This window comes from Streptomyces monticola (genome assembly GCF_042665355.1).
Lineage (GTDB): Bacteria > Actinomycetota > Actinomycetes > Streptomycetales > Streptomycetaceae > Streptomyces > Streptomyces monticola.
The window spans coordinates 945758-972213 of sequence record NZ_JBHTCF010000001.1 but is presented as its reverse complement, the minus strand read 5'-3'; the positions used below and the strand labels follow the sequence as shown (position 1 = coordinate 972213).

19 protein-coding genes and 1 pseudogene are annotated in these 26456 nt (G+C 71.5%); 14 read left to right on the top strand and 6 right to left on the bottom strand.

Annotation, left to right across the window (positions count from 1 at the left end):
- Positions 1-25: 25 nt before the first annotated feature.
- The 4 genes and pseudogenes from ACFQVC_RS04015 to ACFQVC_RS04005 all read right to left on the bottom strand — a co-directional run bounded on the left by ACFQVC_RS04015 (position 26) and on the right by ACFQVC_RS04005 (position 3508).
- Entirely contained in the window at positions 26-700 is a 675-nt protein-coding gene (locus tag ACFQVC_RS04015; protein ID WP_381826438.1) for a GntR family transcriptional regulator, read from the bottom strand.
- A 173-nt stretch (positions 701-873) separates the two neighbouring features.
- Complete coding sequence (locus ACFQVC_RS04010) at positions 874-1821, bottom strand: beta-ketoacyl-ACP synthase III (RefSeq protein WP_381827096.1); 948 nt, start codon at positions 1819-1821, stop codon at positions 874-876.
- Positions 1822-2019: 198 nt separating this feature from the next.
- Positions 2020-2130 (bottom strand): annotated as a pseudogene (locus ACFQVC_RS42540) (MFS transporter small subunit); the annotation flags it as partial.
- Between the two features lies 1 nt (position 2131).
- Positions 2132-3508, bottom strand: coding sequence for an OFA family MFS transporter (locus tag ACFQVC_RS04005; RefSeq protein WP_381826436.1), 1377 nt, complete (start codon positions 3506-3508; stop codon positions 2132-2134).
- Between the two features lie 215 nt (positions 3509-3723).
- Between ACFQVC_RS04005 and ACFQVC_RS04000 the strand changes: the two genes are divergently transcribed.
- From ACFQVC_RS04000 to ACFQVC_RS03965, 8 genes are all read left to right on the top strand, one after another.
- The gene (locus ACFQVC_RS04000) at positions 3724-4713 is read left to right on the top strand and encodes a 2-dehydropantoate 2-reductase (protein ID WP_381826434.1); all 990 of its coding nucleotides are present in this window, start codon (positions 3724-3726) and stop codon (positions 4711-4713) included.
- Entirely contained in the window at positions 4710-6647 is a 1938-nt protein-coding gene (locus tag ACFQVC_RS03995; RefSeq protein WP_381826432.1) for a molybdopterin oxidoreductase family protein, read from the top strand. Before ACFQVC_RS04000 ends, ACFQVC_RS03995 begins: the two co-directional genes overlap by 4 nt.
- Before the next feature lies 1 nt (position 6648).
- Positions 6649-8616 carry an NAD(P)H-dependent oxidoreductase subunit E gene (locus ACFQVC_RS03990; protein WP_381826430.1) on the top strand — a complete coding sequence of 656 codons (1968 nt, stop codon included), beginning with the start codon at positions 6649-6651 and terminating at the stop codon, positions 8614-8616.
- Positions 8613-9473, top strand: coding sequence for a 2Fe-2S iron-sulfur cluster-binding protein (locus tag ACFQVC_RS03985; RefSeq protein ID WP_381826428.1), 861 nt, complete (start codon positions 8613-8615; stop codon positions 9471-9473). The genes ACFQVC_RS03990 and ACFQVC_RS03985 overlap by 4 nt, the downstream gene beginning before the upstream one ends.
- A 7-nt stretch (positions 9474-9480) precedes the next feature.
- Complete coding sequence (gene fdhD / locus ACFQVC_RS03980; RefSeq protein ID WP_381826426.1) at positions 9481-10377, top strand: formate dehydrogenase accessory sulfurtransferase FdhD; 897 nt, start codon at positions 9481-9483, stop codon at positions 10375-10377.
- A 124-nt stretch (positions 10378-10501) separates the two neighbouring features.
- Positions 10502-11005, top strand: coding sequence for an FBP domain-containing protein (locus ACFQVC_RS03975; protein ID WP_381826424.1), 504 nt, complete (start codon positions 10502-10504; stop codon positions 11003-11005).
- Positions 11006-11169: 164 nt separating this feature from the next.
- Complete coding sequence (locus tag ACFQVC_RS03970) at positions 11170-13119, top strand: exo-alpha-sialidase (protein ID WP_381826422.1); 1950 nt, start codon at positions 11170-11172, stop codon at positions 13117-13119.
- 100 nt (positions 13120-13219) lie between these two features.
- Positions 13220-14410 carry a DUF4185 domain-containing protein gene (locus ACFQVC_RS03965; RefSeq protein WP_381827094.1) on the top strand — a complete coding sequence of 397 codons (1191 nt, stop codon included), beginning with the start codon at positions 13220-13222 and terminating at the stop codon, positions 14408-14410.
- On the opposite strand, the gene ACFQVC_RS03960 is transcribed toward ACFQVC_RS03965, so the two are convergent.
- Positions 14346-15413 carry a bile acid:sodium symporter family protein gene (locus ACFQVC_RS03960; RefSeq protein WP_381826420.1) on the bottom strand — a complete coding sequence of 356 codons (1068 nt, stop codon included), beginning with the start codon at positions 15411-15413 and terminating at the stop codon, positions 14346-14348. The two genes, ACFQVC_RS03965 and ACFQVC_RS03960, sit on opposite strands and share 65 nt — an antisense overlap.
- Positions 15414-15559: 146 nt before the next feature.
- Here ACFQVC_RS03960 and ACFQVC_RS03955 point away from each other — a divergent pair, with 146 nt between their 5' ends.
- Positions 15560-16450 carry a LysR substrate-binding domain-containing protein gene (locus ACFQVC_RS03955; RefSeq protein WP_381826418.1) on the top strand — a complete coding sequence of 297 codons (891 nt, stop codon included), beginning with the start codon at positions 15560-15562 and terminating at the stop codon, positions 16448-16450.
- A 135-nt stretch (positions 16451-16585) separates the two neighbouring features.
- Here the strand turns inward: ACFQVC_RS03955 and ACFQVC_RS03950 are convergent, their stop codons facing one another.
- Entirely contained in the window at positions 16586-18094 is a 1509-nt protein-coding gene (locus tag ACFQVC_RS03950; protein ID WP_381826416.1) for an MFS transporter, read from the bottom strand.
- Between the two features lie 128 nt (positions 18095-18222).
- Between ACFQVC_RS03950 and ACFQVC_RS03945 the strand changes: the two genes are divergently transcribed.
- From ACFQVC_RS03945 to ACFQVC_RS03925, 5 genes are all read left to right on the top strand, one after another.
- Positions 18223-19197, top strand: coding sequence for an Lrp/AsnC family transcriptional regulator (locus ACFQVC_RS03945; RefSeq protein WP_381826414.1), 975 nt, complete (start codon positions 18223-18225; stop codon positions 19195-19197).
- A gap of 266 nt (positions 19198-19463) precedes the next feature.
- Entirely contained in the window at positions 19464-21287 is a 1824-nt protein-coding gene (locus ACFQVC_RS03940; RefSeq protein ID WP_381826412.1) for an AMP-dependent synthetase/ligase, read from the top strand.
- 222 nt (positions 21288-21509) lie between these two features.
- Positions 21510-22769 carry an ABC transporter substrate-binding protein gene (locus ACFQVC_RS03935; protein ID WP_381826410.1) on the top strand — a complete coding sequence of 420 codons (1260 nt, stop codon included), beginning with the start codon at positions 21510-21512 and terminating at the stop codon, positions 22767-22769.
- Between the two features lie 9 nt (positions 22770-22778).
- Positions 22779-25565 (top strand): ABC transporter permease subunit, encoded by a 2787-nt coding sequence (locus tag ACFQVC_RS03930; protein ID WP_381826408.1) that lies wholly within the window; start codon positions 22779-22781, stop codon positions 25563-25565.
- On the top strand, positions 25562-26335 hold the full coding sequence (locus ACFQVC_RS03925; RefSeq protein WP_381826406.1) for an ABC transporter ATP-binding protein: 774 nt from the start codon (positions 25562-25564) through the stop codon (positions 26333-26335). The genes ACFQVC_RS03930 and ACFQVC_RS03925 overlap by 4 nt, the downstream gene beginning before the upstream one ends.
- Positions 26336-26456: the final 121 nt, after the last annotated feature.

Here is a 26456-nt window from a genome sequence, read left to right as displayed (position 1 = left end):
GCCCGGCGGCCCACGCCCGGTGCCGCTACTTGGCGCGCTGGTGGTACGTGGTGCGGGTGTGCTCGGTGTGGGCGCGCATGACCTCGGTGGCCCGCTGCTCGTCACGGTCGGCGATGGCCGCGATCAGTTCGCGGTGCTCGATCCAGGACTGCTTGCCGCGCTGGCGGGCCACCGGTTGGTAGTACCAGCGCACCCGGCGGTCGACCTGTCCCGCGAGTTCGGCGAGTACGACATTGCCGGCGAGGTTCATGACCTTGGCGTGGAAGGCGGCGTTGGTCGCGACGACGGTGTCCACCTCGCCGTCGGCGACGGCCTGCTCGCCCGTGGCGCAGATCTCCTCGAGGGCGGCGATGCCCGCGGAGTTCGCGTTCGCCGCGGCGAGCCGGGCCGCCTCGGCCTCCAGCAGCGTACGCACGGTGAGGAGTTGATCGGCCTCCTCTTCCGTGGGCTCGTGCACGAACGCCCCCTGCGCCGGGCGCAGATCGACCCAGCCCTCGGTGTTGAGGCGCTGCAGCGCCTCGCGCACCGGCTGCCTCGACACCCCCAGATGTCCGGCGAGTTCGCTCTCGACCAGATGCTGGCCGGGGCGAAGGGCGCGGGTGGTGATCAGCTCGAGCAGCGCCTCGTACACCCGCTCGCGCAGCGGGCCGGGCCGCTCGAGCTTCGGCACGGCCCCCTGCGGCAGTCCTGCGGACAACATCGCGGTCCCCCTCCTCGGCGACGGAGCGACCTCGTTGGCAGCCGCCCTGCATTGGCTATCGTCTACAGTCTACCGAGCACAATGGCCAGTACACAGGGGAGTTGGGCTCGTCACAGGGGTGCACAGTGGCCGGAACCGGGCCTTCCGCCCAGCTCGCAACAAGTGGGCCGCCCTCACGGGCAGCGGATCACCAGCCCCGCGTACGACAGATTGCCACCGAAGCCGAAGAGCAGCACCGGGGCGCCGGGGGCGATCTCGCGCCGCTCCACCAGCTTGGACAGGGCGAGCGGGATGCTCGCGGCCGAGGTGTTGCCGGAGTCGACGACATCGCGGGCGACCACGGCGTTCACCGCGCCGATGCGCTCGGCGACCGGTTCGATGATGCGCAGGTTGGCCTGGTGCAGAACGACCCCGGCGAGTTCCTCGGGGGTCAGGCCCGCGCGCTCGCACACCGTCCGGGCGATGGGCGGAAGCCGGGTCGTGGCCCAGCGGTAGACGCTCTGGCCCTCCTGGGCGAAGACCGGCGGGCTGCCCTCGATCCGGACGGCGTTCCCCATTTCGGGCACCGAGCCCCACAGGACGGGGCCGACGCCCGGCTCCTCGCCCTCGGGTGCGGCCTCGACGACGACCGCGCCCGCGCCGTCACCGACCAGAACACAGGTCGTGCGGTCGCTCCAGTCGGTGACCTCGGACATCTTGTCCGCGCCGATCACCAGGGCCCGGGTCGCCGAGCCCGCCCTGATGGCGTGGTCGGCGGTGGCCAGGGCGTGCGGGAAGCCCGCGCACACCACGTTCAGGTCGAGGGTCGCGGGCTCGGGCACGCCGAGGCGGGCGGCGACCCGCGCGGCCATGTTCGGGGACCGGTCGATCGCCGTGGAGGTGGCGACCACGATCAGGTCGATCTCGTCCGGCAGCAGGCCCGCGGCGGCGAGCGCCTTGGCCGCGGCCTGTGCGGCGAGGGCGTCGACGGGCTCCTCGGGGCCCGCGATCCGGCGGGTGCGGATACCGACGCGGCTGCGGATCCACTCGTCGCTGGTGTCGACGCGGCGCGCGAGCTCCTCGTTGGTGAGCACCTCGGCGGGCTGGTAGTGGCCGACCGCGGCGATCCGCGAGCCGTTCATGCCGTTGTTGGGCATGCCGTTCATGGGGCGGGGCCTCTCGTCGCCGTGCGGTGATCAGGGCCCACCAGTCTCGTCAGCGACTCGTCAGTAGCCGTGCACGTAAGGCAACAGGATTCCCGCGCCCGGCTTGGAGCTTTCGGACGATGACCCGTGGGGCGCCCGCGCCGCGCTCCCCGCCGGACGACGGGCTTGGCCGTCTCACCCCGTGAACAGCTGCGTCGCCTTCCGCACCAGTTCGTACAGGCCGTAGCCCAGTGGCAGTGCCACCCACAGCCAGGCGAAGAGGACGAGGGGGCGGCGCCGGGGCGGGTCAGTGGGGTGCGGCGCTTGAGGGGCCTGTGGTGTCGGGGACGTCGGAGGCGTCGGCTGCTGCTGCGGCATCGGGGGCCTTTCGCGGGGCGGGGACGTGGTGGTGGCGCGGGTGGACGGGGCGTACCAGTTCATTGGCGGCGAAGCCGAGAAGCAGCAGGCCGATCATGATCGTGAGGGACAGGCCGTAGAGGCCGGGGCCGCTCTTGCCCGCGGCTTCCTGGGAGTCGGCGACCCGGTTGACGATCAGCGGGCCGAGCACGCCCGCGGTGGACCAGGCGGTGAGCAGCCTGCCGTGGATGGCGCCGACCTGGTAGGTGCCGAAGAGGTCCTTCAGATACGCCGGGATCGTGGCGAAGCCGCCGCCGTAGAAGGAGAGGATCACCAGGGCGCAGCAGATGAAGAGCGGTTTGGAGGCGTCGCCGAACTGGGCGATGAGGAGGTACATCACGGCGCCCGCGCCCAGGTACAGGCGGTAGACGTTCTTGCGGCCGATCAGGTCGGAGGTCGAGGACCAGCCGATCCGGCCGGCCATGTTGGCGGCCGAGAGCAGCGCCACGAAGCCCGCGGCGGCGGAGGCGGAGACCGGTGTGGAGGTCTCGGCGAAGAAGTCCGTGATCATGGGGGCGGCCTTCTCGAGGATGCCGATGCCCGCGGTGACGTTCATGCACAGGATCACCCACAGGCACCAGAACTGCGGGGTGCGCACGGCCTGCCGGGCCGAGACCTGCACCCCGGTGTCGGGCTCGGGGCCGCCGCCGGTCCGGGCCGGCCGGGGCCGCGGCACCCGTACGAGAAGGACGCCGAGGGACATGAAGACGGCGTACGTCACACCGTGCACCGCGAAGGCCAGGGCGATGCCGCCGCTGCCGGCCGGGAAGGTCTCCAGCATCTGCGCGGACCAGGGCGAGGCGATGAGGGCGCCGCCGCCGAAGCCCATGATGGCGATGCCGGTGGCCATGCCGGGGCGGTCGGGGAACCACTTGATGAGGGTGGAGACCGGGGAGATATAGCCGATGCCGAGGCCGATGCCGCCGACGAAGCCGTAGCCGAACACGATCAGCCAGTACTGCTCGGTGGCGGCGCCGAGTGCGGCGAGCAGGAAACCGGAGGAGAAGCAGCACAGCGCGACCGTCATCGCCCAGCGCGGACCGTTGCGCTCCACCAGGGTGCCGCCGAAGGCCGCGGACAGGCCCAGCATGACGATGGCCAGCTGGAAGGGCAGGGCGCTCTGGGTGCCCGAGAGGCCGAGCGCGCTCTCCAGGGGCGGTTTGAACACGCTCCAGGCGTAGGCCTGTCCGATGGAGAGATGCACGGAGAGCGCGGCCGGCGGGACGAGCCAGCGGCTCCAGCCGGGTGGGGCGAGGGGCGGAGTCATGGTCGCGAACCCTAGGAAGCGGAACGGCTGTTGGGAAGACCGTATCCACCGTGGCGGTCAACTGTATGCAATGTGCTGCGCAACCCCTTGCTGCGCCAACTTCCATACTGTAGACAATATTTCGTCGACAGAGTGCGACTCCCCTCGCCGCATCCGCGGCTGATCCGCTGCGTCCGCGGCCGATCCTCGGTTCCCTCGACCGACAGGAGCCACACGTGAAAGTCGCAGTCCTCGGCGCCGGAGCGATCGGCGCCTATGTCGGAGCCGCGCTGCACCGCGCCGGCGCCGACGTCCATCTCATCGCCCGTGGACCGCACTTGGCGGCCATGAGGCAGCACGGCGTACGCGTGCTCAGCCCCCGCGGCGACTTCACCGCGCGGCCGCACGCCACCGACGACCCGGCCGAGGTCGGCCCGGTCGACCATGTCTTCCTGGGGCTCAAGGCCACTTCGTACGCGGCGTGCGGGCCGCTCGTAGAGCCGCTGCTCCAGGACCGCACCACTGTCATCGCCGCCCAGAACGGCATCCCCTGGTGGTACTTCCACCGGCACGGCGGGCCGCACGACGGCCACCGCGTCGAGAGCGTCGACCCGGGCGGCACGGTCAGTGCGGTGCTCGCGCCCGAACGGGCCATCGGCTGTGTCGTCTACGCGGCGACGGAGCTCGAAGGACCCGGCGTGGTACGGCACTTGGAAGGCACCCGGTTCTCCATCGGCGAGCCCGACCGGTCGGTCTCCAAGCGCTGTCTGGAGTTCAGCGAGACCATGCAGGCGGGCGGCCTGAAATGCCCCGTCGAGGCCGAGCTGCGCGACGACATCTGGATCAAACTGCTCGGCAATATCTCCTTCAACCCGATCAGCGCCCTGACCAGGGCCACGATGCGCGAGATGTGTCTGCACGACACGACGCGCGGGGTCATCGAGCAGATGATGACCGAGACCCTGAGCGTCGCGGCCGCACTCGGCTGCCGCCCCGCCATCTCCGTCGAGCGCCGGCTCGCGGGCGCCGAACGCGTCGGCGACCACCGGACCTCCACGCTCCAGGACCTGGAGAAGGGCAAGCCACTGGAGCTCGACGTGCTGCTCGCCGCAGTCGTGGAGCTGGCCGCCATCACCGGCGTGCCGGTTCCCACCCTGCGCACCGTCGGCGCCATCTCGGACCTGCTGGCGAGCACCACCGCACCCGCCACGAGGAGCGCGGCATGAAGAAGCGCGACCGCACCCCCAAGACGTACACCCGCCTCACCCACCCCCTGATCCGTGACGACAAGAACGGGCCGCTGCGCCCCGCCACTTGGGACGAGGCCTTGACCAGGGCCGCCGAAGGCTTCCGGCACACGCGCGTGCAGCACGGTCCCGATGCCTTCGCGATGCTCTCCTGCGCCCGCGCGACCAACGAGATGAACTATGTGGCGCAGAAGTTCACCCGGGTCGTCATGGGCACCAACAACGTGGACTCCTGCAACCGCACCTGCCACGCGCCCAGCGTCGCCGGTCTCTCCGCCGTCTTCGGCTCGGGCGGCGGCACCTCCTCGTACGAAGAGGTCGAGCACACCGACCTGATCGTGATGTGGGGCTCCAACGCCCGCTTCGCGCACCCGATCTTCTTCCAGCACGTACTGAGGGGGATACGGAACGGGGCGCGGATGTACGCCGTCGATCCGCGCCGTACCTCCACCGCCGAGTGGGCGGAGGGCTGGCTCGGCCTCAACGTCGGCACCGACATCCCCCTCTCCCACGCCATCGCGCGCGAGATCATCCACGCGGATCTGCACAACAAGGCGTTCATCGAGCGGGCGACGACCGGCTTCGACGAGTACGCGGCCCTCGTCGAACCCTGGACGCTGTCCCTCGCGGAGAAGGTCACGGGCGTACCGGCCGCGGCGATCAAGGAGCTGGCGCACGCCTACGCCACCGCCGAGCGCGCCCAGATGTGCTGGACCCTCGGCATCACCGAGCACCACAACGGCACCGACAACGTACGGGCGTTGATCAATCTGTCGCTCCTGACCGGGCACGTGGGCCGCTTCGGCTCCGGCGTACAGCCGCTGCGCGGACAGAACAACGTGCAGGGCGGCGGCGACATGGGGGCGATCCCGAACCGGCTGCCCGGCTTCCAGGACATCCTCGACGACGGCCACCGCGCCAAGTTCGAGGCGGCCTGGGACACCGTGATCCAGCCGCGCTACGGCATGACGCTCACCGATATGTTCGAGGCGATGGAGCACGGCACGCTGCGCGCCGTGTACTGCATCGGCGAGAACCCCGCCCAGTCCGAGGCCGACAGCGAGCAGGCCCTGCGCCGGCTCGCCGCCCTCGACCACCTGGTGGTGCAGGACATCTTCCTGACGAAGACCGCCGAGATGGCCGATGTGGTGCTGCCCGCCACGGCCTCCTGGGCGGAGACGGACGGCACGACCACCAACTCCGAACGGCGGGTGCAGCGGGTACGGGCCGCGCTCGCGCCGCCCGGTGAGGCCCGCGAGGACATCGACATCATCTGCGAGGTCGCCTCCCGCCTGGGCCACGAGTGGAAGTTCGCCGACGCCGAGACCGTCTGGAACGAACTGCGCTCGCTGTCCCCCGACCACTTCGGCATGAGCTACGACCGCCTGGAGGAACACCAGGGCCTGCAGTGGCCCTGCCCCGACCTGGAGCAGCTGCCGTCGAGCTTCCTGCACGCGCGCCTGTGGGACCCCGACCCCGCACGGCGCGGGCGGCTCGCGCCCTTCGGCCTGGTCGAGCACGACCCTCCGGTGGACCTCACGGACGAGGAGTTCCCGATCCGGCTGACCACCGGGCGGCGCCTCGACTCGTACAACACCGGTGTGCAGAGCGGCAGTTTCGCCTCTCCGCTGCGCCGCGGCGAGTACGTCGAGCTGTGCCCCGAGGACGCCGAGCGCTACGGCGTCGTGGTGGGCGAGGAGGTACGGGTCTCCTCCCGGCGCGGCACCGTGACGGCGCCGGTCTGGGTCGATCCGGGCCTTCGCCCCGGCCTCGCCTTCATGACCATGCACTTCCCCGACGAGGTGGACACCAACGCGCTCACGATCGAGGCCAACTGCCCGATCGCGGGCACCGCGGAGTTCAAGGCGTCGGCGATACGGATCGAGAAGATCGAGTTGGCCGTGAGGAGCTGACGTGGATCTGCACTTCGGTGACAGCAAGCCGACCGACGAGGAACGGGCCGCCGTGGACGCCCTGTTGGGCCCTCCCGATTCGGCGTGGGAGGGCGCCTCCGACCGCCCGGACGCGGATCTGCGCTGGGCCCGCGGCGGCCGCGCGGCGCGGGAGCGGCGGGATCTGCTGTTGCCGGGACTGCACGCGGTGAACGACCGGGTGGGCTGGATCAGCGAGGGCGCCCTCGACTACCTGTGCCGGCGTCTTACGGTGCCGCCGGCGGAGGCGTACGGAGTCGCGACGTTCTACGCGATGTTCTCGGTCAGGCCGCGGCCCGCGACGGTGGTCCAGGTCTGCACGGACCTGGCCTGCGCGACCCGCGGGTCCGACCAGCTGTGCGCGGACCTGGAGTCCCGCCTCGGCCCCGCGGGCTCGCAGTGGGAGAAAAGCCCCTGCCTAGGCCTGTGCGAACGGGCCCCCGCGGCACTGGTGGTGCGGGCGGGTACAGCCACCGATGCGCCTGCGGCGGGCTCTTCCCCCACCCCACCCCTTCCGGGGCGTGAAAAATCAGCCCCTCCGGCGTTTGAGGAGCGGGGGTCCGGGGGCGGAGCCCTCAGTTACGGGAAGGGGCGGGGCGGGGAAGAACAGCCCCGCAGGGCAACGGCCGTCATCGCTCCCGCCACAGCCACCGCGGTAACCCTGGCGGCGAGCGCCCCCGAGGCCGCCGCCCCCGAACCCCCGGCCACGACGGCCGTCCCCCAAGCAGGCCGGCCAGGCCTGATCCTGCTCAAGCGGATCGGCCAGATCGACCCGTACTCCCTCGACGACTACCGCGCCAACGGCGGCTACGAAGCCCTGCGCCAGGCCTTCACCCTCGGCCCCGCCGGAGTCATCCGCGAGGTCACCGACGCGGGCCTGGTCGGAAGGGGCGGAGCCGCCTTCCCCACGGGCCGCAAGTGGCAGGCCACCGCCGCACAGCCCGACCGGCCGCACTACCTCGTCTGCAATGCCGACGAATCCGAACCCGGCACCTTCAAGGACCGGGTCCTGATGGAGGGCGACCCGTACTCCCTGATCGAGGCGATGACGATCGCGGGGTACGCGACCGGCGCCCACCGCGGCTATCTCTACCTGCGCGGCGAATACCCGCGCGCCCTCGACCGGCTGAGCCACGCGATCGCCCAGGCACGCGCGCGCGGCCTCCTCGGCGACGATGTGCTCGGCCAGGGGTACGCCTTCGACATCGAGATCCGCCGCGGCGCGGGCGCCTACATCTGCGGCGAGGAGACGGCCCTCTTCAACTCCATCGAGGGCTACCGGGGCGAGCCGCGCTCGAAGCCCCCGTTCCCGGTCGAGAAGGGCCTGTTCGGCAAGCCGACCGCGGCGAACAACGTCGAGACCCTCGTCAACGTGCTGCCGGTCCTGACCATGGGCGCACAGGCGTACGCGGCCATCGGCACCCCCAAGTCCACCGGGCCGAAGCTGTTCTGCGTCTCGGGCGGCGTGGCACGGCCCGGGATCTACGAGCTGCCGTTCGGCGCGACCCTCGGCGAACTGCTCCAACTCGCCGGCGTGCACGACGACTTGCGGGCCATTCTGCTCGGCGGCGCGGCGGGCGGCTTCGTACGCCCCGACGAGACGGGTATTCCGCTGACCTTCGAAGGCACCCGGGAGGCGGGCACGACGCTCGGCTCGGGGGTCGTCATGGCCTTCGGTGCCTCGGTCCCGCTGCCCCGGCTGCTGCTGCGTATCGCCGAGTTCTTCCGCGACGAGTCCTGCGGGCAGTGCGTGCCGTGCCGGGTCGGGACCGTGCGCCAGGAAGAGGCGCTGCACCGCATCGCGCAGCGCACGGGCGCGGCGGCCGCCGATGACATCGCCCTGCTCAGAGAGGTCGGCCGCGCCATGCGGGACGCCTCCATCTGCGGTCTGGGGCAGACCGCTTGGAACGCCGTGGAATCCGCCATCGACCGCCTGGGGGCGTACGCATGACCGTGACACCGCTGGGAATCCCCCGTCGGCTCCTGGAATTCACCCTCGACGGCGAACCGGCCAGGGTCCCCGAGGGCTCGACGATCCTCGACGCCTGCCGGGCCGCGGGCAAGGACATCCCGACGCTCTGCCAGGGCGACACGCTCACCCCGAAGAACGCCTGCCGGGTGTGTGTCGTCGAGGTCGAGGGCGCCCGCACCCTCGCCCCGGCCTGCTCCCGCAAGGCGGAGGCGGGCATGGAGGTGCGCACCGACACCGAACGGGCCCGGCACAGCCGCAAGGTGGTGCTCGAACTCCTCGCCTCCTCGGTCGACTTGTCGACCACGCCACAGGTCCAGGAGTGGATCAAGGAGTACGAGGCGAAGCCCGACCGGTTCGGCCCGGACGCGGCCCGCCTCAACGAAGAGCCGAAGATCGACAACGACCTGTACGTCCGCGACTACGACAAGTGCATCCTCTGCTACAAGTGCGTGGACGCCTGCGGCGACCAGTGGCAGAACACCTTCGCCATCTCGGTGGCGGGGCGCGGTTTCGACGCCCGGATCGCCGTGGAGCACGACGCCCCGCTGACCGACTCGGCCTGCGTCTACTGCGGCAACTGCATCGAGGTGTGCCCCACGGGCGCCCTCAGCTTCAAGAGCGAGTTCGACATGCGGGCGGCCGGAACCTGGGACGAGTCGGCGCAGACCGAGACGACCACCGTGTGCGCGTACTGCGGCGTCGGCTGCAACCTCACGCTCCACGTGCAGGACAATGAGATCGTCAAGGTCACCTCGCCGCACGACAACCCGGTGACCCACGGCAACCTCTGCATCAAGGGCCGCTTCGGCTACCAACACGTACAGAACCGGGACTGATCACCTCATGGGACGTGTCACCGATCGACGCCGCGTCATCCGTGTCCGGGACGGGGCCGTCTCCGCCCGCCCGGACACGCTGGTCGCGGAGGAACCCCTCGAGATCCGGCTCAACGGCAAGCCGCTCGCCATCACCATGCGCACCCCGGGCGACGACTTCGCGCTCGCGGCGGGCTTCCTGGTGAGCGAGGGCGTGCTCGGCGCGGCGGACGAACTGCAGTCGATCGTCTACTGCGCGGGCGCCACCGCTGGGGGCACCGCCCGCCCGGAGGGTGGGGGAGGCTCGAACACCTACAACGTCGTCGACGTGACGACCGCCCCCGAGGTCGAGATCCCGGACATCACCCTTGAGCGGAACGTCTACACGACGTCCTCCTGCGGACTGTGCGGCAAGGCGAGCCTGGACGCGGTGCACACCACGGCCCGCTGGCCCATCGACGACACGGCGGGCGCGGACCCCGGCACTCCCCCGATCCGGCTCGAACCCGAGCTGCTCGCGAGCCTCCCCGACCGGCTCCGTGCCTCGCAGCGGGTCTTCGACCGGACCGGGGGCCTGCACGCGGCGGCACTGTTCTCCGAGAGCGGTGCACTCCTCGACATACGCGAGGACGTCGGGCGGCACAACGCGGTCGACAAGCTGATCGGCCGCGCCCTGCCCGAGGGCCGCCTGCCGCTCGCCCGCTCGATCCTGCTCGTCTCCGGCCGTGCCTCCTTCGAGCTGGCACAGAAGGCGGTCATGGCGGGCATTCCGGTACTGGCGGCGGTCTCCGCGCCCTCCTCCCTCGCCGTCGACCTCGCCGCCGAGTCGGGGCTCACGCTGGTGGGCTTCCTGCGCGGCTCCTCCATGAACGTGTACGCGGGCGACCACCGCATCGCCCTGCGGGCCCCGGCCCGCCAGGGCTGATCGCGGCCGCACGCCTACACGGCGACGGGGCCCCGGCCGGCGGGGAGCGCCCCCTGCGCCGGCCGGGCCCGGTTCGCGAATATTGAGGTGCGGCCAGGTCAGAGGCTGCTTAGGGTCGACGCTTGTGGAACCGCTCAGTGAGAAACAGATCCGTTCGTCCTTCGTGAACTGCACCAAGGGCGAGGCGTCGCGCCTGAAACTGCCGCTCGACTTCGCCCGGCTTCCGTGGCCGGACCTCGACTTCCTCGGCTGGGTCGATCCCGGGGCGCCGCTGCGCGCACACCTCGTGCTGCCCCGCCCCGAAGGCCCGCTCGGCGTCTCGCTGCGGGTGCCCGCCGTCGGCCGCACCAGCGCGGTCAAGTCCAGCCTGTGCCAGATCTGTCTGACGGGCCACGCCTCCTCCGGGGTGACCCTGCTCGTCGCCCCGCTCGCGGGCGCACGGGGCCGTGACGGCAACACGGTCGGCACCTACATCTGCGCCGATCTGGCCTGCCCGCTGTACGTACGCGGCAAGCGGGAGCCGAAACTGCGCGCCGGACGGCACGAGGAGTCCCTGGACCTCGACGAGCGCCTGGCCCGGATGGCACAGAACCTCGACGCCTTCGTGGCCAAGGTCACCGCGGGCTGAGCTTCCGCGGCCCGCGCGACCGGGTCCGGCACTTCCCTGGCGCACGCTTCTTGTGGGGTCCGCGACGGCCCAAGTAGCGTCTGTGGCGCGCACATTGGACGTGGGATGTCCAGATGTACAGATGTCCAGACGCCGCACAGGTCCGTTGAAGGGCAGGTCGCACCATGCCGTCCAGACTCCGTGCACGACTCGCAAGAGCACCCTTCGGAAGAGCCCGCCTCCGAACGTCCCTGGCCCCGCTGCTCGCCACCCTCGCGGTGGCCGCGGTCGCCACCCCCGCGCAGGCCCGTCCGGCGGCTCCCGCCGCACCGGCCGGCTTCGAGCAGCAGGTCCTCTTCAAGGCCTCCCAGGACCCCGGTTACGCCTGCTACCGGATTCCGGCGGTCGTGCGGACGACCGAGGGCACGCTGCTCGCCTTCGCCGAGGGACGGGTGAACGACTGCAGCGACGCCGGGGACATCGACCTCGTCATGAAGCGGTCCACGGACGGCGGCCGCACCTGGGGCCCGCTGCAGGTGGTCAACGAGGGCGCGGGCGACACACACGGCAATCCCACCCCGGTCGTGGACCGCGAGACGGGCCGCGTCCTGCTCGCCGAGACCTGGAACCCGGGCAAGCCCGGCGGCGGCAACTGCGATGTGCCCTGCGAGCGCACCCCGCATCTCCAGTACAGCGACGACGACGGCAGAACCTGGTCGCAGCCGCGGGACCTGAGCGACCAGATCCTGCCCGCCCACTGGAACTCCTGGTACGCGACCGGGCCCGTGCACGGCATCCAGCTGGAGCGCGGCCGGCACAAGGGACGCCTCGTCTTCGGCGTCAACACCGAGACGTGGAACGGCAGCCGGGTCACCGCCAACCACGCCGCCCTGATCCACAGCGACGACGGCGGCGACACCTGGAAGGTCGGCGCCACCGACTCCTGGCCGATCGCCGTCGACGGCACCTTCCGCCAGAAACCGTCGGAGGTGACGCTCGCCGAGCGCACCAACGGCGAGATCTATGTCAGCGGCCGCGAGCAGGACGGCACCGACCTCGGCCACCGCACGCACGCGGTCAGCCGCGACGGCGGCTCCTCCTTCACCGGGAAGTTCCGCGCGATCCCCGACCTGTACGCGCCCCAAGTGCAGTGCGCCGTCGTGCGGTTGGAGCGCCGGATGCTGCTCTCCTGCCCGGCCGACCCGGACCGCCGCCGCACCATGATGGTGCGTTCCTCCTACGACCAGGGCCGGACCTGGGAGAGCGTGGACCGGGGCACGGTGGTCACCACCGACTGGTCCGGCTACTCCGACCTGGTGCAGATCTCCGACGACTCCCCGGGCACCGGCGGCTCCCGGAGCACCGGCGCCACCGTGGGTCTGCTGTACGAGGGCGGCGCGGTCGACGCCCGCGACGAGATCCGCTTCGCCCGCTTCGGCGAGGACTGGCTGAAGCCACGGCGCGGACCCGACCCGACGACGCCCGACCTGGCGCCGTACGCGCGCGGCGCGGCCGTGCTCGGCGGGGCGAGCGGAACGGAGGGCCGGTTCGGCGGCGCGATCGCCTTCGACGGCACCGACGACGCCGTACGCCTGCCCTACCGCGATCAACTCCCGCTGGGAACGAAGGACTTCACGGCATCGCTGTGGTTCCGCTACACGGCCACGAGCGGCGAGCAGCCGCTGCTGTGGATGGGCGGCATCGGCACCAACCAGCCGCAGGTATGGCTGCGCGGCGAGCCCGCGTCGAACCGGATCACCGGCCTGATGACCACCCGGGACGGCGCGACGCCTCCGCGGTCGGCGTCCGTGCGCACCACGTCTGCGTACAACGACGGCCAGTGGCACCATGCCGTACTGCGGCGCGGAGGCGGGCAGTTGAGCCTCACCGTGGACGGCGTCACGGCCGCCGGGCCCGACGTGCCGGGCACGGTGACCCGTAACTCCGGGTTCGGGGTGCACATCGGCCAGCGCCTGGACAGCCGGGCCCACTTCACCGGAGCGATCGACGAAGTGCGGGTCTGGGACCGGGCGTTGGACGACGCCGAACTCGGGCGCCTCGGCACTCCCGGGACCGCTGTGACTCGGGACACCGTCCTGTGGCTGCCCATGGACCGTATCCGCGACAGGAGTTAACGTCCGGTCCGTGTCGGCCGCGGAGCGAACCAGGAACAGCACACCCACGGGCAACAAGAACAACAAGGGCACCGGTCTGGTCCTGCTGCTCGCCGTGATCATGGCGGGTGTCCTGCTCACCGCCCTCCCGGAGGACGAGGACCGGGAGGGCGGCGCCGCGTGCGCCCCGCGCAAGGTGACGTCCTGGACCGCCGACGAGCGCACCACCGGTGAGTTCGCGCGCTACGGCAATGACGCCTCGCGGGCCGACGACTGGACCGGCGGCGACGGCACCCACTCGGTGCGCCTGCCCGACGGACGTGTCCTGTGGCTGTTCTCCGACACGTATCTGGGGCAGGTGCACGCCCCGCCGAACCTGAGCGGCCAGCCGCACGAGTGGCGTGACGGCAGCGCGCCGTTCGTACGCAACTCGGCGGTGGTGATGGGCAGTTCGGACCGCCTGGAGCAGACGCTGCCGGCGCCGCTGTTCCCCGACCCGGCGCCCGGACAGTGGCGCTGGCCGGTCGCCGCGAAGGTGGAGCCGCGCTCCCCCGGCTCGGCCGAGAAGGTGGTCCGCGTCCTGCTGTGGACCCGCGCCACCGGCACCGGGCCATGGATCTACGGCGTGCCCATGGCCACGGAGGTCGCCACCCTGTCACTGCCGGACCTGCGCCTTGAGGGCGTGGTGAAGATCTCCGACCAGAGCGCCGTGCCCGATCCCGCCGAGCGCGTCCTGTACGGCACGACCGCGGCCGACGACGACGGCTACACGTATGTCTTCGGCGGCAACGACGGCAAGACGGCGGTACGGCCCGCGTCCGACGCGTACGTGGCGCGCGTGCCCGAGGGGCGGCTCGCCGAGCCCGGCGCCTGGCAGTACTGGAACGGCCGCCGCTGGACGGCGGGCGGCAAGCCCGCCCCGGTGCTCGGGGACGGCACGAAGAAGGGCGTGGGCAGCGCCTTCACCGTCGTACGCGACGACGACACCTGGGTCCTTCTCACCATGGCCGCGGGCACCGAAGGCCTGTCGAAGGTCACCTCGTACTGGTCGTGCTCACCGACGGGCCCGTGGCACGGCCCCGCCAAGGGCTTCGCGCCGCCGCTGCCCAAGGACGGCGCGCCCCAGCAGAACGCGGCCGCCTACAACCCGCAGGCCCACCCGGCGCTCGGCACCGGCGGCGGCCGCCTGCTGCTCAGCTACGACGTGAACTGGCTGGACGCCTCCGCGCAGGTGGCGGCCTCGCATGTCACCCGGAACGTGTCCCTGTACCGGCCACGGTTCGTGCGCCTGCGGATCGCGCCGGCGGACTGAGCGTCTCGGCGGCCGCCGCCTCCTGCGCCTCGGGGTCGCGGGAGCGGCGCTTGGCGAGCACCGCGCACACCATCAGCTGCATCTGGTGGAAGAGCATCAGGGGCAGCACGGCGAGCGAGGCATGCGCGCCGAACAGCACGCTCGCCATGGGCAGTCCGCCCGCGAGGGACTTCTTCGACCCGGCGAACTGGATCGCGATCCGGTCCCCCCGCGGGAAGCCGAGCCTCTTCGCGCCGTACCAGGTCAGGGTCAGCATCGCGGCGAGCAGCACCGCCTCGACGCCGAGCAGCGCGAGCAGCCGCAGCGGTGTGACCTGGTGCCAGATGCCCTGCACCATGCCCTGGCTGAACGCGGCGTAGACGACGAGCAGGATCGAGCCGCGGTCCACATAGCCGAGGACCTTCTTGTGCCGGGCGATGAACCCGCCCACCCAGCGGCGGAGCAGCTGGCCCGCGAGGAACGGCACGAGCAGCTGCAGCACGATCTTGACGAGGGAGTCCGTGGAGAAGCCCGCGTTGCCGCCGATCAGGCCGGCCGCGAGCAGCGGCGTCAGGAAGATCCCGACGAGCGAGGAGAAGGACCCGGCGCAGATCGCGGCGGGCACATTGCCCCGGGCGATCGAGGTGAACGCGATGGACGACTGGACCGTGGACGGCACCAGGGTCAGAAACAGGAAGCCGCTGTAGAGGGCCGGGGTGAGGACATACGGCACCAGGCCCTTGGCTGCCAGGCCGAGCAGCGGGAAGAGCGCGAACGTACAGGCCAGGACCGTCAGATGGAGCCGCCAGTTGCGCAGCCCGTCGAGCGCCTCGCGGGTGGAGAGCCGGGCGCCGTACAGGAAGAACAGCAGGGCGACCGCCCCGGTGGCGGCCCCGGAGGCCACATCGGCGCCGGTACCACGGGCCGGGAACAGCGCGGCGACGCCCACGGTGCCGAGCAACGCCGCGATGTACGGGTCGATCGGCAGCCAGGACGGCCAGGACAGCCAGGTGGGGCGTTTCACGGTGCGCTGTGCTCCAGTGCGGTGGTCGGTCCGGCACGCGGTACGGGGCGTGCCCTCTCCATCGTCCTCCTGATCGCCGTAATCGGGAATCCGCCTTACCGGACTGACTGCTATCGCGGTTCGCGATAGGCGCATAGGCTTGCGGTGTGTACGACCCCACGCACCTGCGCACCTTCCTCGCCGTGGCGCAGACCCTGAGCTTCACGCAGGCCGCCCGGCGCCTGGGCCTGCGCCAGTCCACGGTGAGCCAGCACGTACGGCGCCTGGAGGACGCGGCGGGCCGGCAGCTGTTCGCGCGTGACACCCACAGCGTGGAGCTGACCGAGGACGGCGAGGCGATGCTCGGCTTCGCCCGCACGATCCTGTCGGCGCACGAGCGGGCCGCCGCCTATTTCGCCGGTACGCGGCTGCGCGGACGGCTGCGCTTCGGGGCGTCGGAGGACTTCGTCCTGACCGAGTTGCCCGAGATTCTGGAGGCATTCCGCCGTGACCACCCCGAGGTCGACCTGGAGCTGACCGTGGAGCTCTCCGGCACCCTGCACCGCAGGCTCGCCGACGGCCGCCTCGACCTGGTCCTCGCCAAGCGACGCCCGCAGGACGGCGACGCCGGGGCGGGCACGGTGGTGTGGCACGACGAGCTGGTGTGGATCGGTGCCGGGGGCGGCCCCGGCGGCAGCGGGAGGCTGCGCCTGGACCCGGAGGCTCCGGTCCCGCTGATCGTGTACCCGCCGCCCGGAATCACCCGCGCCCGCGCCCTGGAGGTCCTGGAGCGGCACGGCCGTCCCTGGCGTATCGCCTGTACCAGCGGCAGTCTCAACGGACTGGTGGCGGCGGCCCGCGCGGGCCTCGGCGTGATGGCCCACAGCCGCGGCCTGATCCCGCCGGGCCTGACCCGGATCCGCGCCGGTCTGCCCGATCTGGGCGGCGTCGACTTCGTCCTGCTGCACGGCCGCGGCCGCACCCGGGCCCAGGAGGCGGCGGACGCCCTTGCGGCGGCGATCCTGGCGAGCGGGGACCGGCTGCACCGGCGCCGCTGAGCGCTCCGCGGGACGTCCGGTGCGTCATCCGCGGGTGCGTCGTGGCCGGTCGTGCCCGCCCGGCGGAGCCGCATATCGACACAGCCCCGCGCCCCTTCGGGGCGCAACGAACCGCACCGGACTTTCCCGGGCCCCTCAGTGTGCGGACGTCACCGGCTCCCGCTCAGGGCGGTGCCGGTCACCGGCCGTGTCCTGGCCGCCCCTTGGCGACCCGCCGCGCTCGCGCAGGAGCACCAGGACGGCGAGGCCCGCGACGAGGCCGACCGCACCGGCGAGCAGCGCCGCCGAGTCGAGACCCGACGCGAACGCCGACCGCAGGGCCTGCTCCGACACAGGCCCGCCGCGCAGCGCGGCCGCCCCGCCGCCCGCCAGGGCGTGTGCCTGCTCGCCGGTCAGCGGGCCCGTCATCCGCGAGGTCAGCACCGTGCCGAAGACGGCGACCCCGAAGGCGTACCCCAGCTGCCGGAAGGTGTTCACCGCGCCGCCCGCCATGCCCGCGCGCTCCGGCGCAACCGCCGCGAGCGCGCCGCCCGCGAGGGCCGGGGCGACCAGGCCCGTGCCGACGCCCGCGAGCACGAGACCCGGCACGAGCGCCGTCCAGGACGAGTCCGCGTCCAGGATTCCCTGCGCCATCGTGCCCGCCCCGATCAGGACGAGACCGGTGCCGATGAGCAGCCGCGGGCGCACTCCGTGCAGCAGACGTCCGGCGGCCGCCGACACCACGAAGGCCACCGCGGCCAGCGGCAGGATCGCCAGGCCGGCCTGGACGGGGCTGAGGCCGAGCACCGTCTGCAGCCATATCGAGGTGTAGGGCAGGACGGCGAAGGCGGCCGCGTTGAAGGCGAGCGCACCCGCCATGACGCCCGTGAACGCGGGCGTGCGGAACAGCGACAGATCGATCAGCGGGTGCGCCGCCCGGCGCTCCACCACGACGAACGCGAGCAGCGCCACGGCCGCGACCGCGAACGTGGCCAGGGTGCGCGGCGAGGTCCACCCGAGGGCACCCGCCCGTACGACGGCGTAGGTCGCCGCCCCCGCGAACAGCGCGAACGTCACCGTGCCCGCCCAGTCGACCCGGCCGTCGCCCGCGCCCCTCGACTCCGGCACCGTGCGCCGCGTCAGCCAGACCGCGGCCACGCTGACCGGCAGGTTCACAAAGAAGATCCACCGCCAGCCGGGACCTTCGGTGAGCAGCCCGCCGACCACAGGGCCGATGGCCGCGGCGGCACCGCTGACCGCGCCCCACAGGCCGAGCGCCACCGAGCGCTGCTTGCCCTGGTAGACGGAGCCGAGCAGCGGCAGTGTCGTCGCGAACATCGCGGCGGCGCCCACTCCCTGGACGCCGCGCGCCGCCACAAGGAGCGCCGGCGACGTGGCGAGACCGCAGGCGAGCGAGGCCGCCGCGAACAGGCCGGTGCCCGCCAGGTGCACCCGGCGGCGCCCGAGCCGGTCGGCGGCGGCGCCGATGCCGAGCAGCAGCGCGGCCAGGGCCAGGGCGTAGCCGTCGATGACCCACTGCAGATCGGGCAGCGAGGCGTCGAGCGCCCCGGCCATGTCGGGGAGTGCCACGACGACGATCGTCACGTCGATCAGGAGCATGAAGGTCCCCAAGCAGACCGCTGTCAACGGCCCCCACTTACGCATGTCTTCTCCAAGTCGTGGTCGTGATGCGATGTCTCGTACGATCGCGATCACGATCACGCAGAGGTGGCCGGAAGCGGTGGTACTGACCGCTCCAGCGATGGAATCCGACATTTGAGGGGTGCTGAGCGGTGGATGGCCACGTAGTCGATGAGCTAGACCGGAAGCTCCTTCACGCCCTGGAGGTCGACGGGCGAGCCTCCTTCAGCCGGATCGCGGCGGTGCTCGGTGTCTCCGACCAGACCGTCGCGCGCCGCTACCGCAGGCTGTGCGCCGAGAGCGGTGTGCGCGTGGTCATGGTGCGCAACGCCGAACAGCTCGGCCAGGACCAGTGGTTCCTGCGCCTGCGCTGCGCGCCGGACAGCGCGGAGGCCATCGCCGACGCGCTGGCCAGACGCCGGGACACGGTCTGGATCGGTCTGATGTCGGGCGGCACGGAAGTGGCCTGTATGACACTGCCGCGCTCCCCCGGCGACCACGACGAACTGCTGCTCGGCAAGCTGCCGCGCACCCCGAGCATCATGGAGATCCGCGCGCACCAGATCCTGCACCGCTTCCACGGCGGACCGGACGGCTGGTTCAGCAAGTTCGGGGATCTCACACCTGACCAAGTGGCCGCCCTCCGGCCCGAACTGCCGCCGCACAGCGGCCCCGCGCACCTCACTCCGGAGGACGAGCCGCTCGTCGCCGCCCTCAAGCGCGACGGCCGCGCCACCTATCCCGAACTGCAGAAGGCCACCGGCCGTTCCGAGTCCGCGGTCAAGCGCCGTCTCGGCACCCTGCTCGCCTCGAAGGCGTTCTATCTCGACGTGGACTATCCGCCGGAGATCGTCGGCTTTCCGGTGGCGGCCTCTCTGTCGATCACCGCCGAGCCCGCGGCCCTGCACTCCGTGGGCGAGACCCTCGCCGGGCATCATGAGATCGCCTTCGCCGCGGCGACCGCGGGTCCGTCGAACCTGGTGGCCACCGCCGTCGCCAAGGACACGGCAGGTCTTTACGCGTACCTGAGCGGCCGCCTCGGCTCCCTCGAGGGCGTACGCCATGTGGAGACGACGCCGTTCCTGCGGCGCGTGAAGCAGGTGACATACCGTCCGCTGCGCGGCTGAGCGCCGCGGAAGAACTCCGGGCGCCACCCCGCTTACGGGAGAAAACGCCCAGGTCTGCGTGACTGCCGCGTACAAATTCCGTGGAGATTACGGCACCGAAACTTACCCGGAGGTCAGGATTCCGCCCCAACCTCCGCCCTTGTGGCCCCATTTCAGCTGCTGACCAGTGACGATGACCGTGTGTCCGGGCCCGGGCACCCCCTCCCGCGCGGGCTCGCCGTGGGGTACCGTCACCGGCGCTGTGCGGAGCGCCACAAGGAGAACCATTGCGCGAGTTCACCTCACCTCCCCTGGCGTCGGCGCCGCCGGTGGGCGGTCTGGCCGATGCCGTCTTCGACCATGCGCTCGAGGACCCGCTGCGGATCGCCCTCGGCCGCAAGGTCGACGGCCACTGGCGCGATGTGACCGCGGCCGAGTTCCGCGACGAGATCCTCGCCCTCGCCAAGGGACTGCTCGCCCAGGGCGTCCGGTTCGGCGACCGCGTCGCGATCATGTCCCGCACCCGTTACGAGTGGACGCTCTTCGACTTCGCCCTGTGGACCGTCGGCGCCCAGGTCGTCCCGATCTACCCCACCTCATCGGCCGAGCAGGTCTTCTGGACGCTGTACGACGCGGAGGTCTCGGCCTGCGTGGTGGAGCACGAGGACCACTCGATGACGGTCGGCTCCGTCATCGACCGCCTCCCGGCACTGCGCCGGCTCTGGCAGCTGGACTCCGACGCGGTCGGTCAGCTCCGGCTCGCGGGCGAGCACATCGAGGACGAGGTGGTGCACCGGCACCGGCGCGCGGTCACCCCCGACTCGGTGGCGACGGTGATCTACACCTCCGGCACCACGGGCCGCCCCAAAGGCTGTGTGCTCACCCACGCCAACTTCATGTTCGAGGCGGACACGGTCGTCAAGCGCTGGGACCCGGTCTTCCACTCCAAGCCGGGCGACGAGGCCTCCACGCTCCTCTTCCTGCCGCTGGCCCATGTCTTCGGGCGCATGGTCGAGGTCGCGGCGGTCAGGGGCCGGGTGAAGCTGGGCCACCAGCCGGACCTCAGCGCCTCCGCGCTGCTGCCCGATCTGGCCGCGTTCAAGCCGTCGTTCATCCTGGCCGTGCCGTACATCTTCGAGAAGGTCTTCAACGCCGCGCGCCGCAAGGCCGAGACGGACGGCAAGCTGGGGCCCTTCGACAAGGCCGTCGAGGTGGCGGTGAAGTACTGGGACGCCATCGAGCACAAGGCGTTCGGCACCGGACCCGGGCCATCGGCGGGCCTGCGGATGCAGCACCAGCTCTTCGACAAGCTCGTCTACTCCAAGGTGCGGGCCGCGATGGGCGGCCGGGTGCGGCACGCGATGTCGGGCGGCTCCGGCATGGACCGCAGGCTCGGGCTGTTCTTCGCCGGCGCGGGCGTGATCATCTACGAGGGCTACGGGCTGACCGAGTCGTGCGCCGCCGCCACCGCCAACCCGCCCGAGCAGACCCGCTACGGCACGGTGGGCCGCCCGATACCCGGCACCACGGTGCATATCGCCGACGACGGCGAGGTGTGGCTGTGGGGCGGCCATGTCTTCCAGGGCTATCTGGGCGACCCGAAGGCCACCGACGCGGTGCTGCACGACGGCTGGCTCGCCACCGGTGACCTGGGCCACCTCGACGAGGACGGCTATCTCACCATCACCGGGCGCAAGAAGGAGATCCTGGTGACCTCCGGCGGCAAGAGCGTCTCGCCCTCGCAGCTGGAGGAGCGGGTGCGCGACCACCCGCTGGTCGGGCAGTGCATCGTGGTCGGCAATGACCGTCCGTATATCGCGGCCCTGGTCACCCTGGACGCGGAGGCCGTCGACCACTGGCTCGACATGCGCGGCAAGCCCCGCCTCTCGCCCACCGAACTGGTCCGCGACCCCGATCTGGAGACCGAGATCCGGCGGGCCGTGGTGGCCGCCAACACCCTGGTGTCGCAGGCCGAGTCGATCCGTACGTTCCGGATACTGGCGCACCAGTTCTCCGAGGAGCACGGGCTGCTCACCCCGTCCCTGAAGCTCAAGCGCAAGGCCATCGAGCAGGCGTACGAGACCGAGGTGGACGCGCTGTACCGCAGCTGAGCGCGGTCGGCACGGGGGCACTCCGGCAGCCCCGGCCACCTTCCGATCGCCTCCCAATCGCCTTCCTGTCGCCTCCCTGTCGCCTTCCTGTCGCCTCCCGACCGGTCCTCGACCAGCCCCCGTACCGCTTCTGACGGGTCATCAATTACCGATGCGTCAGTTATTGACGGTTCATCAGGTCCCGCACAGAATCTCCCTCACTTCGACGGAGGGATCTGGACCGTGCCTGGACGACGCCCCATCCGCGCCTTCGCCACAGCGGCCGCACTGCTGCTCGCCGCCACCGCGTGCAACTCCGCTTCCACGTCAACCTCCGGTTCGGAACAGGGCGGTTCGGCACGGGGAGTGACCGACGACTCCATCAAGGTCGGCGGCATCGTCTCCATGACGACCTCCAGCGGCTACAGCAAGAAGGACACCGACCTCGGCGCCAAGGCACGCTACGACCGCGCCAACGCCGAAGGCGGCATCAACGGCCGGAAGATCGACTACCTCGGTGCGGAGGACGACGGCCAGGACCCGGGCAAGAACCTCGCGGCCGCCCGCAAACTCGTCCAGCAGGACAAGGTGTTCGCCATCTCGCCGATGAGCTCGGTCACCTTCTCCGGCGCCGACTTCCTCGACAAGCAGAAGGTGCCGACCTTCGGCTGGGGCACCATCCCGCAGTTCTGCGGACCGAAGTACATCTACGGCTTCGGCGGCTGCATGGTCCCCATGCCCGGCGGCACCATCACCCAGAGCTGGCCCGAAGGCCTGGCGAAGGTGCTCGGCGGCGCCAAGGGCAAGTCCGTCGCGATCCTCGCCAACGACAACGACGCCGGCACCTTCGCCATCCGCACCTACAAACAGGGCTTCGCGGCCGCCGGGTTCAAGGTCACCTACGCCAAGTCGACCGTGCCCGCGACCTCCACGCCGAGCGACTGGTCGGCGTACACCAAGGAGATCCTGCGCAGCGACGGCGGCAAGGCGCCCGACGCGGTCGTCTCCGTGATGCAGACCCCGTACAACATCGGCCTGTTCACGGCCGTCAAGCGCACCGGCTACAAGGGCCTGATCACCGACCCCACCGACTACGACCCGGGGCTGCTCGCCAAGAGCGCCACCAAGAAGGCGCTCGACGGGGTGCACGTGCTGCTCTCCTTCGAGCCGTTCGAGTCGGACAGCGCGCAGATGAAGCAGTTCAAGGCCGACATCAGGAAGGCCGCGGGCAAGGACGTACCGCTCAATATGCACATGATGACCGGCTATATGTCGGCCGACTTCTTCCTGGCCATCGCGGAGAAGGCGGGCAAGAACCTCACGACCGAGTCGTTCCAGAAGGCGGCCGGCAGCTACTCCGACACCGGCACGATGGTCGGTGACCGCGCCCTGCCCAAGGGCCAGAAGGAGGCCTTCGGCTGCGGTGCCCTGGTGCAGCTCAAGAACGGCAAGTACGAGGTGTCGTCGCCGTTCAAGTGCTACGAACCCATCCCCTTCAAGTAGGGGCGCCGCATGGCCGACCTCATCGGTTTCATCCTGAGCGGACTGGTGTCCGGCGCGCTGTACGCGCTCCTCGCCACGGGACTCGTCCTGTCCTACTCCGCCTCCGGCCTCTTCAACTTCGCGCACGGCGCGACCGCGTACCTCTGCGCCCTCGCCTTCTACGAACTGCACTCCGGCTTCGGCTGGCCCGCCGTGCCCACCGCGCTCCTCCTGGTCTGTGTCATCGCGCCGGCGCTCGGCTGGGGCCTGGACCGGATGATGTTCCGCAAGCTCGCCCGGGTCGGCGAAACCGCCCAAATAGTCGCCACCATCGGCCTGTTGGTGGCGCTGCCCGCCCTCGGCCTGTGGATCGTCGAGCTCCTGGAGGACGCGGGCGCGAGCGTCAAACCCGCGGAGAACCAGTTCGGTCTGCCCGGCGTGGGCCCGAGTCCCGCCGAGTCCTGGCAGCTCATGGACGGCGTCGGTGTCGACTCCGACCAGCTGATCACCTGGGTGACGACCGCCGTGGTGGCCGTCGGCCTGTGGATCCTGCTGCGGCACACCGCCCTCGGCCTGCGCCTGCGCGCCTCCGTCGACAACCGCACCCTCGTCGAGCTGCGCGGCATGAGCGCGGACCGGCTCTCCTCGATCGCGTGGATGCTGTCGTCCGCACTCGCGGGCCTCGCGGGAGTCCTCGCCACTCCCCTGCTCGGCCTCTCGGCCCACGACTACACGCTGTTCCTGTTCGTCTCGGCGACGGCCGCGGTGCTCGGCCGCTTCGCCTCCGTGCCGCTCGCCTTCGCGGGCGGCCTCGCCCTCGGCGTGCTGCAGAACCTGGTCGCCGGGTACGCCTCCTTCGCCGACGGCATCACCGGCTTCCGTACGGCCGTGCCCTTCCTGATCCTCTTCGCCGGGCTCCTGGTGATGGCCAGACGGCAGCGCACCGCGGGCACGGCCGCCATGGACCCGCCGCCCCTCGACTATCTGGCGGGCCGCTCCTGGGCCCGCCGCTGGGGCCCATGGGCGGCGGGCGCGGCCCTGCTCGCCCTCGCCTTCTACACGGTGACGACACCGTTCTGGAGCGGCATCCTCGCCCAGGGCCTGGCGATCTCCCTGGTGTTCATCTCGTTCACGGTCGTCACCGGGCTCGGCGCGATGGTCTCCCTCGCCCAGGCCACCTTCGTCACCGGGGCGGCACTCGTGGCCGGACTCCTGATGAGCCACGGCTGGCCGTTCATCGCGGCGGCCATGGTGGGCACCTGCGCGGCGGCGCTGCTCGGCGCCCTGGTCGCCCTGCCCGCGCTGCGCCTGGGCGGCCGCTCCCTGGCCCTTGCCACCCTCGCCCTGGCCTTCCTCGCCGACCAAGTCCTTTTCCAGATCGGCTGGTTGCGCAACGGCGACACCGGCTGGGAGATACCGCGGCCCGTCTTCGGCCCCGTCGACCTGGGCGACGACCGGGCCATGGGCGTCGCGATGGTCGTCCTCGTCACCGCCGCCGTCGCGGGCCTCAGCGCACTGCGCAACTCGCCGTCGGGCCGCGCGATGCTCGCGGTGCGGTCGGCGCCCGCCGCGGCGATGGCCTCCGGGGTGTCGGTCGTGCGCACCAAACTGATGCTGTTCACCCTGTCCGCCGGGCTCGCCGGCTTCGGCGGCGTCATGTACGCCTCGTACAACACCCGTATCACCGCAACCGACTTCACGGCCATGACCGGCCTCATCTGGCTCGCGGTCGTCATCGCGGCCGGAGTGCGCAGGCCGCAGTTCGCGGTGGTGGCGGGCCTCGTCTTCGCCCTCGTACCGCATCTGATGGCGGACTACGTCACGGAGTCCGTACACCTCCCGGTCATCCTCTTCGGCCTCGCGGGCCTCGCCCTGGCGAACGACCCGGACGGATACGCGGCGGCGGCGTCGGTACGCCGCCATCGCCACCACGTTTCGGCCCGTCTGGGGGCACCTCCCGGCCGAAGGCTGGGGGAGATCGAGGACGAGCCCGAAGGGCGATCGACGGGGCCCGGGGCGGAGCCCCGGTTCGGTAAGGGGCGGGGTGGGGAACGAGAAGCCGCCCTCACCCTGCACGACATCCACGCCGGATACGACGGAGCCCTCGTACTCCACGGGGTGGACCTCACCATCAAATCCGGCGAGATCCTCGCCCTACTCGGCCCCAACGGCGCCGGAAAGACGACCACTTGCCGAGTGGCGGCAGGCCTCCTCACCCCCCGCACCGGCACAGTGCACCTGGCCGGCCGCGACACCACCCGCGAAGGCCCCGTGCGCCGCTCCCGCGCCGGCATCCTCCTCGCCCCCGAGGGCCGCGGCATCTTCCCCGCCCTCACCATCGACGAGAACCTCGCCCTGTACTTGGGCGAGCGCACGGACCGCGACGCGGTGTACGACCGGTTCCCGGTGCTCGCCGGGCGCCGCACCGTCCCCGCGGGCTCACTCTCCGGCGGCGAGCAGCAGATCCTCGCTCTCGCCCCGCTGTTGCAGCGCCCGCCGAAGGTCCTCGTCGCCGATGAGCCCTCGCTCGGCCTCGCACCGCAGGTGGTGGACGAGGTGTTCCGGCTGCTCACCGAACTCCGCGACGCGGGCACGGCGTTGCTGCTCGTGGAGGAGAAGGCGGCCGAGATCCTCGGGGTGGCCGACACGGTGGCCTATCTGGCGCAGGGCCGCGTCTCCTGGTGCGGGCCGCGCGCCGACGTACAGGCCGACCGACTCACGGAGGCGTATCTGGGCATGGGCATCGCGAACCCGGCACCCGGTGGCGACGCGGCCACCGCCGCCGCGAGCGACAGGACGGAGGTGCCCAAGCCATGAGCCGATACGTGCTGGAGGCGACCGGCATCGGAGTGCGCTTCGGCGGAATCCAAGCACTGCGGGACGCCCGTATCGGGGTGCGCCCCGGCGAGGTCTGCGGGCTCATCGGGCCCAACGGCGCCGGAAAGACCACCCTGTTCGACGTCGTCTCCGGTATCCGGCGCCCCGACGCGGGCCGGGTCATGCTCGACGGTACGGATGTCACACGCCGCTCCCCGGTGTGGCGGGCCCGGCACGGGATGCGCCGCACCTTCCAGCGGCAGCAGCTGTTCGGACAGCTCACGGTCGCCGACAATCTCGTGGTCGCCCAGGAGTGGCGGGGCGGCGGTGGCGGCCTCGTCGCCGATGTCCTGGGCGCGCCCGCGCGGCGCCGGCGCGAGACCGCCCGCCGTGAACGGGCCGCTGACGTGCTGCGCACCTGCGGTCTCGACGCGCTCGCCCCGGAGTACGCGGGGGCGCTGCCGGTCGGCCGGGCCCGGATGGTGGAGCTCGCCAGGGCCCTGGCCGATCCGCCGCGCGTGCTGCTCCTGGACGAGCCCGCGTCCGGGATGACGGCCGATGAACGGCAGCAACTCTCCGCGGTCATCCGGCACTTGGCGGACGAGCAGGGCTGTGCCGTGCTGCTCGTCGAGCACAACGTCGCCTTCGTGATGGAGCTCTGCGCCCGTGTCGTCGTCCTGGACCTCGGCACGGTGCTCGCCGAGGGCACCCCGGCCGAGGTCCGCGCCGACGCGAGGGTGCGGGAGGCCTATCTGGGCACCACGGCCTAGCCTTACGTCATGACGAGACACGGTCAACGCTGACGAGGCACGGTCAACGCCAGGAACCAGCCGCCCCGGCCGTCCGCTCTGCGTGAACCTCTCGTGAACGGGAATGCCGATCACCACGTGA